Here is a 13,043-nt window from a genome sequence, read left to right on the forward strand (position 1 = left end):
CATGAGCGTGCGTTTCGAGAACGTCTCCTTCCGCTATCCCGGCACGACCACCGGCGTCTTCGACATCGATCTGGAGATCGCGACCGGCGAGCTTCTGGCGGTGATCGGGCCGTCCGGCTCCGGCAAGAGCACGCTGCTGAAGCTGCTGTCCGGCTTTGCCGTGCCTGACACGGGCCGCATCCTCGTGGACGGCAAGGACGTGACGCATCTGCCGCCCCACGAGCGGGCGTTGGGCGTCGTCTTCCAGTCCTATGCGCTGTTCCCGCACATGAGCCTCTGGCGCAATGTCGCCTATCCGCTGAAGGTGCGGGGCATCCCGAAGACCGAGCGCCAGGAGCGGGCGCGCGACGCGCTCGCCCGCGTCGGCCTCGGCGATTTTGCCGAGCGGGCACCGACAAGCCTGTCGGGCGGGCAGCAGCAGCGCGTGGCGCTGGCCCGTGCGCTCGTCTTCTCGCCTCGTGCACTCCTGCTGGACGAACCGCTCTCGGCGCTGGACGCGGCGCTGCGCCATGGCATGCGGGATGAGATCATGCGGGTGCAACGCAAGGCGGGCATCGCCACGCTGCATGTGACGCATGACCAGGAAGAGGCGCTCTCCATGGGCGACCGGGTGGCGGTGATGTCCGCCGGCCGGCTCGAACAGGTGGCGACGCCCCGCGACCTCTATGACCGGCCCGCCAGTCGGAGGGTCGCCGCCTTCGTCGGTCACGCCAATCTGTGGGAAGGCATGGTTGTTGCGCCCGGCCTCGTCTCCACGCGGCTCGGGGAAGTGGTGTGCGACACCGCCGGCTTCGCCACCGGCGCGGACGTGATCGCGCTGGTGCGTCCCGAGCACGTGGTGCCGCTGCTGGAACTGCCCTCCGGCCCGCGCCCCAATGTCTTCTTCGGCCATATGGCCGAGGACCGCTTCCTCGGTGCGGTGCGCCGCTGCGACCTTGAGGTCGGCGGCGGCACGGTGCGCATCGAGACCAGCATCCGCGCCGCCATCGCGGCGGTCGCGGTGCCGCCGGACGCGATCCGGCTGCTGCCTCCCGAGAGCCCGTCCCCAACCCGGCCTGCCCACACAGGAAACCCGTCATGACGCATTGGCTGATCAAGGCCGCCACCGCGGTCGCTCTGGCGCTGCCCGCCGCAGCGCTGCCCACCCTCGCCATGGCCCTCGACGGGCCGGAGCTATTCCCCGGCGAGGCCGCGCTCTATGAGGCGGCGAAGAAGGAGGGGATGGTCGTCTCCTTCGACACCGGCCCCACCTGGGCCAATTGGGGCGAGCAGTTCAAGGCGTTCCAGAAGCGCTATCCGGGTGTCGAGATCGTCTATAATGACATCGGCTCAGCCCAGACGGTGGTGGCGCTCGACAAGTCGCGCAATCGCCCTCAGGCGGACACCGCCTATTATTTCGCGGGCTCCGCGCTGGACGCCGCCGCGAAGGACGTGGTGGCGCCGTTCCAGCCGGTGAACTTCGACAAGCTGGTGCCGGAGTTCAAGCAGGCGGATGGCAAGTGGTTCACCATCCACACGCTGAGCCCTGCCTTCCTCGTGAACAAGAACCTCGTGAAGACACCACCCAAGAGCTGGGCCGATCTCCTGAAGGCCGATTACAAGAACACGGTGGTCTATCTCGACCCCCGGTCCACCGGGCAGGGGCAGGTGGTGGCGATTGCCGCTGCTTATGCCAATGGCGGCAGCATCGACAATGTGAAGCCGGGCATCGACTATCTCGAAAAGCTGCATAAGGCCGGCAACGTGCTGCGCACGGTCGGCACCACGCCTTACGCGCAGTTCCTCAAGGGCGAGATCCCGATCCTCATCGGCTATGAGAACGATGGCCTGAAGGCCAAGTACAAGGACGGCATGGGTGATGCCGTGGAGGTGGTGATCCCCTCCGAGGGCACCGTTGCCGCGCCTTATGCCATCAGCCTCGTGAAAGGCGGGCCGAACCCCAACGCCGGCAAGCTGTGGCTGAATTTCATCATGAGCGCCGACGGTCAGGCCCGTTTTGCGGAAGGCTATGTGCGTCCCGCCGTGCCCGGTATCGAACTGCCGGCCTCGGTGGCCGCCCAGATGCCCGCCATCAAGGCGACGCCGCTCGATGTGGCCAAGGCCAGCGCCAAGAAGGCCGAGATCGACCAGCTCTGGGCCAAGCAGGTGCTCGGCCAGTGAGGTGAGCCGAAGGGCCGGCGTCGCGCCGGCCCTTCTCCCGTTTTCGACAGATGGCGCCGCACGAAGGCACGAGATCCATGGCACAGCGCGCAAAACCCGGCCGCTCCATTCCCATCGCCGGGCGGGGCGTGCGGCTGGCCTTCGCGCTGCCGGGTTTTCTGGTGCTGGCGCTGTTCTTCGTCCTGCCGCTCGGCAGCATTGCGCGCGAGGCCTTCAGCGAGGGCGGATCGGCCTTCGCTCGTGTGCTGGCTGATCCGGTCTTCTGGGGTGGCGTGCGCGGCTCGCTCATCCTCGGCACGCTGGCGCCGGGCTTCTCGGTGGTGGTGGGCTTCCTCGTGGCGCTGCATCTCGCCACCTTGTCCGAACGGACGCGGGGTCTGGCCCTGTTCGCCATTTCCCTGCCGCTGACCTTCTCCGGCCTCGTGATCGCCTATGGCTTCATTCTGGTGTTCGGACGCTCGGGTTTCGTGACCCTGCTGCTGGCGCGGCTCGGCGCCGATCCGGCCGTTGTGGGCGGCTTCATCTTCACGCCGGTGGGGCTGGGCCTTGCCTATTCCTATTATCTAATCCCACGCGTGGTGCTGGTGATGCTGCCGGTGCTGACGAATTTCGACCGCAGCCAGATCGCCGCCGCCCGCTCGCTGGGGGCCACCGGCTTCACCGCGCATCTGGACATTCTGGTGCCGCAGGTGATGCCGGCGCTGATCACGGCCTTCTGCCTCACCTCCGCGGTCGCCATCGGAGCCTATGGCACGGCGCTGGCGCTGGTGGGCACGCAGGTGAACATCCTGCCGCTGGTGCTCTACAGCAAGGTCTCGGACGCTGGTTCGGACTTCCCGGCGGCGGCCGCCATCTCGCTGCTGCTCATGGGCCTTTGCTGCGCGGTCATCGGCCTCGCCGAACTGGTTCGCCGCGCCCGTCCCGCCTCCTGAACGCTTCCCACCCAAAAGGAAAGGCCGGGCATCTCGCGACGCCCGGCCTTCTTCATGTACCCCCCGGGTCGGCTCAGAATTTGACCGTCAGCGCGCCGTTGAGGCCGTTGGCGGTCGCTGTACCGGAATACTGTCCGGTGTAGTTCACCGACAGCAGCGTGTTCGTGGTCACCCGATAGTCGAGCCCCGCGCCGAGCAGCGCAGCGTCGCGGGCGAGAGGCGTGCCCGTCACCTGGAAGGGCACGAGCGCGCCGGCGAAGGTCTGGGTGGCGGTCGGGCTCACGTCGCCGAAGGCGTGCAGCCAGGCCACCGTGGCGGTGGGGGTGACAACGGCGCCGGGCGCCAGCGTCAGGTCGGCCCGCAGGCGGGCGCCGAGGGTGGAAAAGAGCGTGTCTTCGTTGGACGTGTTGCCGGCGAGCGCCGAGGTGCTGCCGTTTTCCGTATAGCCGTCGGTGGAGAGGTGCACGTAGGCGAGGCCGGCGTAGGGCGAGATCACCGCCGGGGACAGCGCCACGTCATAGGACACCTCGCCGAACAGCTGCGTCGTGCCCGCATTGAAGCCGGCACTGTTGCCGCCGACATAGCCGGGGAAGACGACCGAGCGGCTCATGGAGCCGTCGTGCCAGGTGTAGGTGAGACCGCCGCGCAGGCCGATGGCGCCATACTGGCCGCCCGCATAGAGGCCGAGGTCGTAATTGTCGATGCTGCCGGAGGAATTGCGGGCATCCACCTGGAAGGTGGACTGGCTGTAGCCGCCCACGAGACCCACGCGCCAGTTGTCGCTCACCGCCACGTCGGCACCGGCGAAGACGCCGCCGATGTCGCTGCTCACGCTGGCGGTGTTGAGGTTGCCGCTGTTGTTGCCCCAGGAGCCGAAGCCCTGCAGCCACAGCGTGGGGGTGAGGCCGGGGGCGAGCGCCGCCGTGGCCGGGCCGCCGGGGGCGGTGCCGGTCGCCTGACGCAGGCGGCTGCCCACCGCGTCCCGCAGGAAGATGGACTGTTCCTGCATCACCGTATTGGCGGAGGCATAGGCCTCGCCCGAGAGGGCGTCGAAGCCGGGGGCGAGAACCGCGCCCGTCTGCGAGCTGGCGAGCAGCGCATAGACCGGGTTCGACCAGCCCGCCTGATCAAGGCCCGTGGCGGTGGCCGTCTCATTGGCGGTGATCGCCTGACTGGCGAAGGCGACGCCGTTGCGCTGCAACTGCATCGTCCCGCCGGTGCCCGAGAAGGTGAGCGAGGGCGACAGGAAGAGGAAGTTGGAGCTGGCGTTGGCGAAGCTGCCGCTGACGCCGCCGCCGGCCGTGAAGATGCTGTAGGTGGTGGTGGGCGAGTAGGTGCCGCTCGCCGCGATCACCTGCAGGTTGGCGCCGTTCACAGCGATGGCGCCGGTGGCGGCCACGCGGTCGGACTGGCCGGCGGAGTTGATCTCCACCTGATAGGTCGAGCCCGATTGGAAGGTGGCGTTGCCCGCCACATTCAGCGTGCCGATGGAATTGCCGGGGGCGACGGTGCCGCCGCGCTGGGCGGTGAAGCCGCCGACCGTGCCGTTGCCGCCCAGGAGGCCGCCGGAGCCGACGGTCACGGCGCCGGTGATGGTGCCGTTGGCATAGAGCGCGCCGGTGTTGCCGACGGTCACGTCGCGGGTGAGGCGATCGCTGGTGGCCATCTTCAGCGTGCCGGTGACATTGTCGAAATAGCCGACCGCCGAATAGAGGTCGATGCGGGTCCAGTAGCTGAGCGTCGTGCCGTAGAAGGCCGCCAGCGCCTGACCCTCGGTGTTCACGAGGATCTGGTTGATCGTGCCGGTGGCGAGATTGCCGTAGATGCCGCCGTTGGGGGCGAGCGTCTGGGCGGCGCTGGTGCTGCCGCCATAGACGGTGGCGAGCAGGATGGAGGCATCCGCCGCGCCGGCCGGAGCCTGCTCGCGCGGGGCCTGATCATAGCTCAGCGTCGGCAGGCCGTAGGTCAGGCGCGACTGGTAGAAGGCCTGATTGGCGGCGGAGGGCACATAGGGATCGTTCGCGGTGTTGGCCGTGCTGGTGGCGCAGGTGGCGACCGAGGCGCCGCACTGAGCGGAGAGGTAGCCTTGCATCTGCGCGTAGGCCGCCGTGAACAGGCTCGGCATGTTGAGCGCCGAGCCGGTCATGGTGGCGTTGTTGAGGTAGGCCGGATTGCTCAGCGCCTGCGCGAGGTCATAGCTCGCCAGCGCACGGCCGCCGATGATGTCGAGCGGATAGTGCACGCCGAGCACGATGCGGCTGTCCCCATACTCCGCCGCCCGCACCATCATGCTCTGGTAGAGCTGCGGGGCGAGCATGCCGAGCAGGATGGAGTCCGTGAAGGCATAGGTGGTGTGCCCGCTCGGGAAGGACGGGTTGGTGGCGATGCCGTTGAGCGAGGTCGGGTCGAACTGGTTGATGCGGCCGGGCGCCACCTGCACCGGGCGCGAGCTGCCATAGACGTCCTGCCCCGGCTGCGTGCTCTTAACACCATAGGCGAGGTCATAGACGCTGTCCGTGGTGTTCGGCAGGCCGTTATAGGCCGGCACGGAGAAGCCAGCGGGCGCGACGGCCGGCACCGCCACATAGTTGGCCGGCGTGGTGGAGGGGTTGGTGGCGGCGCCGTTGGCAAAATAGTTCTTGGCCACGCCGAGGTCGCTGCCGGTGTAGGAATAGGCCGTGCCCAGCAGGGTCACAACGCTGCCCAGCGCCCCGCTGGTGCCCCCGGCAACGCCGGTCTGGTAGATGGGGCCGAGGACGGACCCATAGCCGCCGACCGGCTGCTGCGGCGTGATGCCGTTGATCGGCGTCTGGGCCGGCAGGCCGCCCGCGAGGTTTGCTGCAATGCCATAGGTGCCGAGGCCGACGGACGACAGGTTGTTGGAGACCGAGCCCAGCAGGTTCTTGTCGCTGATGGCGAGCGACTGGCGTGCGGTGTTGGCGCCGTTGTTGAGAACCACCACCTGATTGAGATTGCTGGTCAGTGTCTGCTGGCCGACCGCCGTGGCGTTCAGGCTCAGGAACGGCGACAGCAGATTGAGGATTGTGGCGCTGGAGCCGGAGATGTTGGCGGTCTGCGCGAGTGCAGTGCCGGAACTGACGGAGGCGACGAGAATTGCAAGCGTCGAGACGCTGGCCAGGTTGCGCATGATCCCACCCCTATACGCATGTTAGCCCTGGGTCGGGACGCTAATGCCTCACCTGTTCGGCTGCATTGTCATAGTGTGTCACAAAAGAGATCGTGGAACATTGTTGCGGAAAATCATCACATCTGATTTTTTGTAAATACTCACGACGTTACGTTAGATGAAACGACGTATGGTTATTTGCCGAACGCAACTTTTTTTATTTATCGCATCTTCGATGCCGATGCTCGGAGGTCGCCGCGCCGTCCGGCGCCAGCCGCAAACGAAAACGGCTCCGGCAAGGTGCCGGAGCCGCAGGTTGCAAGCGTCAGAAGGGATGAGACTCAGCCGCCGCCCATCTCGAGGCGCTTGTTGAGGCGAAGGGCCAGCAACGTGCACACACAACCCGAGAGCAGGTAGGCACCGGCAGCGACGAGACCGAAGTGGCTCGAAAGCAGCAGGGCCGCGAGCGGCGCGAAGCCGGCACCGAACAGCCAGGCGAAGTCGTTCGTGATGGCGGATGCCGTGTAGCGGTAGCGGTTGGCGAAGCGGGACGCCACCGCACCCGACGACTGGCCGAACGAAATGCCGAGCAACGCGAAGCCGAGCACCATGAAGGTGAGCTCACCGGCAATGCCGCCATTCAGCAGTTGCGGTGCAAAACCGCTGAAGACGGCGATGGCGGCGGCGGAAGCACCGAGCAGCGTACGGCGGCCCACCTTGTCCGCGATTCGCCCCGAGGCCACGATGGCGATGATGCCCACCATGGCGCCGATGGTCTCCACCACGAGGAAGCGCGTCGCGCCCTCCGAGGTGAAGAGATAGACCCAGGAGAGGGGGAACACGGTCACCATGTGGAACAGGGCGAAGGTCGCGAGCGGGGCAAAGGTGCCGACTGCGATGCCCGAGCCTTCCTCCCGCACCGTTTCAAGCACGGGCGCCGGCTGGAGGTCGCCGCGCTCGAAGAGCTGCTCATACTCCGGCGTCACCGCCATGCGCAGCCGGGCGAAGAGGGCGACCACGTTGATGGCGAAGGCCACGAAGAAGGGATAGCGCCACCCCCAAGAGTAGAAGTCCTCCGTCGAGAGGCTTCCGGCGAAATAAGCGAACAGGATGCTCGCCACGATAAGGCCGAGCGGCGCCCCGAGCTGGGGCAGCATGGCGTACCAGCCGCGGCGGCCCTCCGGCGCGTTCATGGCCAGCAGCGGCGCCAGCCCGTCCCACGCGCCGCCCCAAGCCAGGCCCTGGGCGATGCGGGCCGAGGCCAGAAGCCAGACCGCCGAGACGCCGATCACGTCCCGCGCGGGCAGGAAGGCGATGGCGACCGTGCTGGTGCCGAGCAGGAAGAGGGCGATGGTGAGCTTGGCGCCACGGCCCCAGGTGCGGTCCACGGCGAGGAAGAGGGCCGTGCCGAAGGGGCGGGCGATGAAGGCGAGGGCGAAGAGGCCGAAGGAGTAGAGCGTGCCGGTGAGCGGATCGGCTTCGGGAAAGAGCAGGCGGGGAAAGACGATGACGGACGCGATCGCATAGACGAAGAAGTCGAAGAACTCCGACGTCCGGCCGATGATGACCCCGATCGCGATATCTCCTGGGTCGACCCGTCCCCCGTGGCTGTGAAGGACGACGGCGTCGTGCTCCATGGTCGATGCGGTAAGCGCCATGACACAAACCCTCCTGCAACGAGAGTTTCAACCCTAAGGGAACCTCACTGTTCCGGTTCTGGCGCCGATCAAGTGACGTTCCCTATCAGGAGATTACGGACGGCTTGGGCAAATTGTCCAATGTCCCTTGTGCTGCACCGCAGCTAACCGGTCTGGCACCATGCGATCTTTCTAGGCAGGTGCTCCCGTGAGCCGGTTCCGTCTCCTTGCCGTCATGCCGCTTCTGGCGGTCCTGTGCGGCTGCAACTTCGTCGTTCTGGACCCCTCCGGCGATATCGCCGTCCAGCAGCGTGACCTCATCCTGATCTCCACCGGGCTGATGCTCCTCATCATCATTCCGGTGATGGTGCTGACGGCGCTGTTCGCCTGGCGCTACCGGCAGTCGAACACGGCGGCCAAATATGATCCGGAATGGCATCATTCGACCAAGCTGGAGCTGGTGATCTGGTCGGCGCCGCTGGCCATCATCATCTGCCTCGGCGCCATCACCTGGATGGCGACCCATCTGCTCGATCCCTACCGTCCGCTCTCGCGCATCGCGTCGGACCGCCCGCTGCCGGCGAACGTCAAGCCGCTCGAGGTCCAGGTCGTGGCGCTCGACTGGAAGTGGCTGTTCATCTACCCGGAATTCGGGATCGCCACCGTGAACGAGATGGCTGCGCCGGTTGATCGCCCGGTGACGTTCAGCCTCACCTCGTCCTCGGTGATGAACTCCTTCTTCGTCCCCGCGCTGGCCGGCCAGATCTACACGATGCCTGGCATGGAGACGAAGCTGCACGCCGTCATCAATGCCCCCGGCAACTTCCGCGGCTTCTCGGCCAATTACAGCGGCGCCGGCTTCACCTACATGCAGTTCGCCTTCAAGGGCCTCTCCCACGACGACTTCGACAAGTGGGTCGCCGGCGTGAAGGCGGGCAAGGACGGCGAACTCAGCCGCGCGGCCTATCTCGAACTGGAGCGTCCGAGCGAGAAGGTGCCGGTCCGCTACTATCCGAGCGTCGATCCCAAGCTCTTCAACGCCATCGTCAACATGTGCGTCGAGGCCAACAAGATGTGCATGGCCGACATGATGGCCATCGACGCCAAGGGCGGCCAGGGCCTCGAAAGCGCGCGCGCCGTGCTCCCGAGCTACGACAAGTATGCCCGCCGCGGCACCGTTCTCGGCGGCGAGGCCACCTACGTGGTTGGCGTGTGCTCGCCCGAGGATCTCTCCGCTCAGGCCGGTTCCGACCGCGCTCCGGTGGCCGTCGGCCAGCGCCGCGTGATCGGCGGCCCCTCCGCTCCCGTATTCACCCCCATCAGCGCACCCTCGGCGGTTCCCCTGCCGAGCCTGCGCACCCTTTCCAATTCCTGACGCGAGGCGTCATGTCTGCAGCCATCTCAACCCCCGTAAATCCCATCTTCGGGCGGCTCACGCTGGAGAGCCTCCCGCTGCATGAGCCGATCGTCGTCATGACGTTCTGCGTCGTGGCGCTGGGCGGCATCGCCGTCCTCGGTGCCCTGACGTACTTCCGCCTCTGGGGCTATCTCTGGAAGGAGTGGTTCACGAGCGTGGACCACAAGAAGATCGGCATCATGTACATGGTGCTCGGCATCATCATGCTGCTGCGCGGTTTTGCCGACGCCATCATGATGCGCCTCCAGCAGGCCATCGCCTTCGGCGGGTCCGAGGGCTATCTGCCGGCGCACCATTACGACCAGGTCTTCACGGCCCATGGCGTGATCATGATCTTCTTCGTGGCCATGCCGCTGGTCACGGGCTTCATGAACTTTGTGGTGCCGCTGCAGATCGGCGCCCGCGACGTGTCCTTCCCCTTCCTGAACAACTTCAGCTTCTGGATGACGGTGGGCGGCGCGGTGCTGATCATGGCCTCGCTGTTCATCGGCGAGTTCGCCAAGACCGGCTGGCTGGCCTATCCCCCGCTCTCGGGCATCGGATACAGTCCGGATGTCGGTGTCGATTATTATATCTGGGGCCTACAGGTCGCAGGTGTCGGCACAACATTGTCAGGCGTCAACCTGATCTGCACCATCATCAAGATGCGTGCCCCGGGCATGAGCCTGATGAAGATGCCGGTCTTCACCTGGACCGCCCTCTGCACCAACGTGCTGATTGTCGCCAGCTTCCCGGTCCTGACTGCCTGCCTCGCGCTGCTGTCGCTGGACCGCTATGTCGGCACGAACTTCTTCACCAACGACTTCGGCGGCAGCCCGATGCTGTACGTGAACCTGATCTGGATCTGGGGTCACCCCGAGGTCTACATCCTGGTTCTCCCGGTGTTCGGCATCTTCTCGGAGGTCACCTCGACCTTCGCGGGCAAGCGCCTGTTCGGCTACACCTCGATGGTCTACGCCACGGTGGCGATCACCATCCTGTCCTACCTCGTGTGGCTGCACCACTTCTTCACCATGGGCTCGGGCGCCAGCGTGAACTCGTTCTTCGGGATCACGACCATGATCATCTCCATCCCCACGGGAGCGAAGATGTTCAACTGGCTCTTCACCATGTACCGCGGCCGCATCCGCTTTGAAGTCCCGATGATGTACACGGTGGCTTTCATGCTCACCTTCGTCATCGGCGGCATGACGGGCGTGATGCTCGCCGTGCCCCCGGCGGACTTCGTGCTGCACAACAGCCTGTTCCTCATCGCCCACTTCCACAACGTCATCATCGGCGGCGTGGTGTTCGGCATCTTCGCCGGCATCGCCTTCTGGTTCCCGAAGGCCTTCGGCTTCAAGCTTGATCCCTTCTGGGGCAAGTGCTCGTTCTGGTTCTGGGTGGTGGGCTTCTACTTTGCCTTCATGCCGCTCTACGTGCTGGGCTTCATGGGTGTCACCCGCCGCATGCGCGTGTTCGAGGACCCGTCCCTCCAGATCTGGTTCGTCGTCGCTGCCTTCGGTGCCGCGCTCATCGCGCTCGGCATCCTGTGCTTCCTCATCCAGCTCGGCGTCAGCATCCTGCGCCGCGACAAGCTGCGGGACACCACGGGTGACCCGTGGAACGCCCGCACGCTGGAGTGGGCGACGTCTTCTCCGCCGCCCGCCTACAACTTCGCCTTCACCCCCGTCGTGCACGACCATGATGCCTGGTACGACATGAAGGCGCGCGGCTACGAGCGTCCGCTCACCGGCTTCAAGCCGATCCACATGCCGCAGAACACCGGCGCCGGCGTGCTCCTCGCCGCCTGCAGCACGGCTATGGGCTTCGGTCTCATCTGGTACATGTGGTGGCTGGTTGCGGCGAGCTTCATCGCTCTCCTCGCCATCGCCATCGGCCACACCTTCAACTACCACCGCGACTTCTACATCTCCGCCGAGGAGGTGACGCGGACCGAGGATGAGCGGACCCGCCTCATCGCTGCGCAGGTGAAAGCATGAGCTCTGCCGCCACCCCCCAGACCGGCGCGCCCGTCTTCTACGAAGTAGACGAGCACGCGCACCCCGAGGGCCACAGCACGGCCCTCGGCTTCTGGATCTACCTGATGAGCGACTGCCTCATCTTCGCGATGCTGTTCGCCACGTTCGGCGTGTTGGGCGGCAATTACGCGGCGGGTCCGGGACCGAAGGATCTGTTCGACCTCAAGCTCGTGGCGGTGAATACCGCCATGCTTCTGTTCTCCTCCATCACCTATGGCTTCGCCATGCTGGCGATGGAGAAGGGCCGCCAGTCGCAGGTCCAGCTCTGGCTGGCGATCACCGCCCTGTTCGGTCTCGCCTTCCTCTCGATCGAACTCTACGAGTTCCATCACATGATCCACGAAGGCGCCGGCCCGCAGCGCAGCGCCTTCCTGTCGGCCTTCTTCACGCTGGTCGGCACCCACGGCGTCCACGTCACCTTCGGCCTCATCTGGCTGGTGACGATGATGGTTCAGGTCGGCCGCTTCGGCCTCATCACCGCCAACCGTCGCCGCCTGATGTGCCTGTCCATGTTCTGGCACTTCCTGGACGTGATCTGGATCGGCGTCTTCACCTTCGTCTATCTCATGGGAATGCTGCGATGAGCGCTAACGGCCACGCACACTCGGGCGCCGCCCACGGCCATGACGCGCACGGCGCTCATGGCGAAGATCACGGCCACGGTTCTTTCAAGAGCTACATGACCGGCTTCATCCTGTCGGTCATCCTCACCGCCATCCCGTTCTGGCTGGTGATGACGAATGCGCTCGGCAACAACCAGCTGACGGCCATCGTCATCATGGCCTTCGCCGTGGTGCAGATCGTCGTGCACATGATTTACTTCCTGCACATGACCGGTAAGGTCGAAGGCGGCTGGAGCATGCTGGCGCTCATCTTCACCGTCATTGTGGTGGTGATCGCGCTGAGCGGCTCTCTGTGGGTCATGTACCATCTGAACGCCAACATGATGCCGTCCCACGACATGCGGATCGCTCCGTGAGTGAGGACCGGCCGGAGGCCGCGGGCTCTGCCAGCGGCACCGACAATCCGACGGACGGGGCCAAAAGCCCCGTCCGTGCTGTTTGGGCCATCGGTTTCCTGCTGGTCCTTGCGGTCGTCTTCTTCTCGCTCGGCACGTGGCAGGTCTATCGGCGGGCCTGGAAACTCGATCTGATCCAGCGGGTGGAGACCCGCATCCATGCCGCCCCTTCGGCGCCACCAGGCCCCAACGCCTGGCCGGGTGTGACAGCAGCCTCTGATGAATATCGCCACGTGACTGTGACCGGCCGCTTCATTCCGGACCGGGAAGCCCTGTCGCTGGCCGTGACCGAGCTCGGCGGCGGGTTCTGGGTCATGGCGCCGTTCCGGACCGATGCGGGCTATGTGGTGCTCGTGAACCGGGGCTATGTCCCGCCGGAGAAGAAGGACCCCGCCAGCCGCGGCGCGGCGCTGACCGAGGCGGAAACCCGTGTCACCGGCCTTCTGCGCATCAGCGAACCCAAGGGCGGCTTCCTGCGCTCGAATGATCCTGCCGCCGGTCGCTGGTATTCCCGCGACGTGGCCGAGATGGCGAAGACCTTCGGCCTGTCCGACGTCGCGCCCTATTTCATCGACGCCGAAGCGGGCGCGCCGAACACCTATCCCGTCGGCGGCCTCACCGTGGTGCGCTTCCCGAACAGCCATCTGGTCTATGCGCTGACGTGGTTTTCCCTTTGCGCTATGGCTCTGGGTGCGGCGGTTCTGGTGTGGAGGCGCCGCGTTCGATAGGAG

The 13,043-nt window shown here is 65.9% G+C and carries 10 protein-coding genes; 8 read left to right on the forward strand and 2 right to left on the reverse strand.

Features of this window, described 5'->3' with window-relative positions:
- Position 1: 1 nt before the first annotated feature.
- The 3 genes from DFO45_RS04960 (at position 2) to DFO45_RS04970 (ending at position 3,092) form a co-directional block, all read left to right on the forward strand.
- Positions 2 to 1,081, forward strand: coding sequence for an ABC transporter ATP-binding protein (locus DFO45_RS04960; RefSeq protein ID WP_133864019.1), 1,080 nt, complete (start codon positions 2 to 4; stop codon positions 1,079 to 1,081).
- Positions 1,078 to 2,160: an extracellular solute-binding protein gene (locus DFO45_RS04965; RefSeq protein WP_133864020.1), complete on the forward strand. Its 1,083-nt coding sequence runs from the start codon at positions 1,078 to 1,080 to the stop codon at positions 2,158 to 2,160. The genes DFO45_RS04960 and DFO45_RS04965 overlap by 4 nt, the downstream gene beginning before the upstream one ends.
- A gap of 77 nt (positions 2,161 to 2,237) precedes the next feature.
- Complete coding sequence (locus tag DFO45_RS04970; protein ID WP_133864021.1) at positions 2,238 to 3,092, forward strand: ABC transporter permease subunit; 855 nt, start codon at positions 2,238 to 2,240, stop codon at positions 3,090 to 3,092.
- 73 nt (positions 3,093 to 3,165) lie between these two features.
- Here the strand turns inward: DFO45_RS04970 and DFO45_RS04975 are convergent, their stop codons facing one another.
- A complete protein-coding gene (locus tag DFO45_RS04975; protein WP_133864022.1) occupies positions 3,166 to 6,240 on the reverse strand; it encodes an autotransporter domain-containing protein in 3,075 nt (1,024 codons plus the stop codon).
- 320 nt (positions 6,241 to 6,560) lie between these two features.
- Entirely contained in the window at positions 6,561 to 7,856 is a 1,296-nt protein-coding gene (locus DFO45_RS04980; protein ID WP_043880223.1) for an MFS transporter, read from the reverse strand.
- A gap of 208 nt (positions 7,857 to 8,064) precedes the next feature.
- On the opposite strand from DFO45_RS04980, the gene cyoA reads away from it, so the two are divergent.
- The 5 genes from cyoA to DFO45_RS05005 all read left to right on the forward strand — a co-directional run bounded on the left by cyoA (position 8,065) and on the right by DFO45_RS05005 (position 13,040).
- Positions 8,065 to 9,231 (forward strand): ubiquinol oxidase subunit II, encoded by a 1,167-nt coding sequence (gene cyoA / locus DFO45_RS04985; RefSeq protein ID WP_133864023.1) that lies wholly within the window; start codon positions 8,065 to 8,067, stop codon positions 9,229 to 9,231.
- 11 nt (positions 9,232 to 9,242) lie between these two features.
- A complete protein-coding gene (gene cyoB, locus DFO45_RS04990) occupies positions 9,243 to 11,255 on the forward strand; it encodes a cytochrome o ubiquinol oxidase subunit I (protein WP_012170626.1) in 2,013 nt (670 codons plus the stop codon).
- Positions 11,252 to 11,878, forward strand: coding sequence for a cytochrome o ubiquinol oxidase subunit III (gene cyoC / locus DFO45_RS04995; RefSeq protein ID WP_012170627.1), 627 nt, complete (start codon positions 11,252 to 11,254; stop codon positions 11,876 to 11,878). Before cyoB ends, cyoC begins: the two co-directional genes overlap by 4 nt.
- Positions 11,875 to 12,273, forward strand: a complete 399-nt coding sequence (gene cyoD / locus DFO45_RS05000; protein ID WP_012170628.1) for a cytochrome o ubiquinol oxidase subunit IV — start codon at positions 11,875 to 11,877, stop codon at positions 12,271 to 12,273. The genes cyoC and cyoD overlap by 4 nt, the downstream gene beginning before the upstream one ends.
- Before the next feature lie 89 nt (positions 12,274 to 12,362).
- Complete coding sequence (locus tag DFO45_RS05005) at positions 12,363 to 13,040, forward strand: SURF1 family protein (protein WP_133864409.1); 678 nt, start codon at positions 12,363 to 12,365, stop codon at positions 13,038 to 13,040.
- The last annotated feature ends 3 nt before the right edge of the window (positions 13,041 to 13,043 follow it).

It is taken from the genome of Azorhizobium sp. AG788 (assembly GCF_004364705.1).
In the GTDB taxonomy this organism is placed as follows: Bacteria; Pseudomonadota; Alphaproteobacteria; order Rhizobiales; family Xanthobacteraceae; genus Azorhizobium; species Azorhizobium caulinodans.

What these genes read in the sequence shown, in the direction of transcription:
- DFO45_RS04960 (WP_133864019.1), top strand. Translation starts at nt 2, where the DNA reads ATGAGCGTGCGTTTCGAGAACGTCTCCTTCCGCTATCCCGGCACGACC.
- DFO45_RS04965 (WP_133864020.1), top strand. Translation starts at nt 1,078, where the DNA reads ATGACGCATTGGCTGATCAAGGCCGCCACCGCGGTCGCTCTGGCGCTG.
- DFO45_RS04970 (WP_133864021.1), top strand. Translation starts at nt 2,238, where the DNA reads ATGGCACAGCGCGCAAAACCCGGCCGCTCCATTCCCATCGCCGGGCGG.
- DFO45_RS04975 (WP_133864022.1), bottom strand. Translation starts at nt 6,240, where the DNA reads ATGCGCAACCTGGCCAGCGTCTCGACGCTTGCAATTCTCGTCGCCTCC.
- DFO45_RS04980 (WP_043880223.1), bottom strand. Translation starts at nt 7,856, where the DNA reads ATGGAGCACGACGCCGTCGTCCTTCACAGCCACGGGGGACGGGTCGAC.
- cyoB (WP_012170626.1), top strand. Translation starts at nt 9,243, where the DNA reads ATGTCTGCAGCCATCTCAACCCCCGTAAATCCCATCTTCGGGCGGCTC.
- cyoC (WP_012170627.1), top strand. Translation starts at nt 11,252, where the DNA reads ATGAGCTCTGCCGCCACCCCCCAGACCGGCGCGCCCGTCTTCTACGAA.
- cyoD (WP_012170628.1), top strand. Translation starts at nt 11,875, where the DNA reads ATGAGCGCTAACGGCCACGCACACTCGGGCGCCGCCCACGGCCATGAC.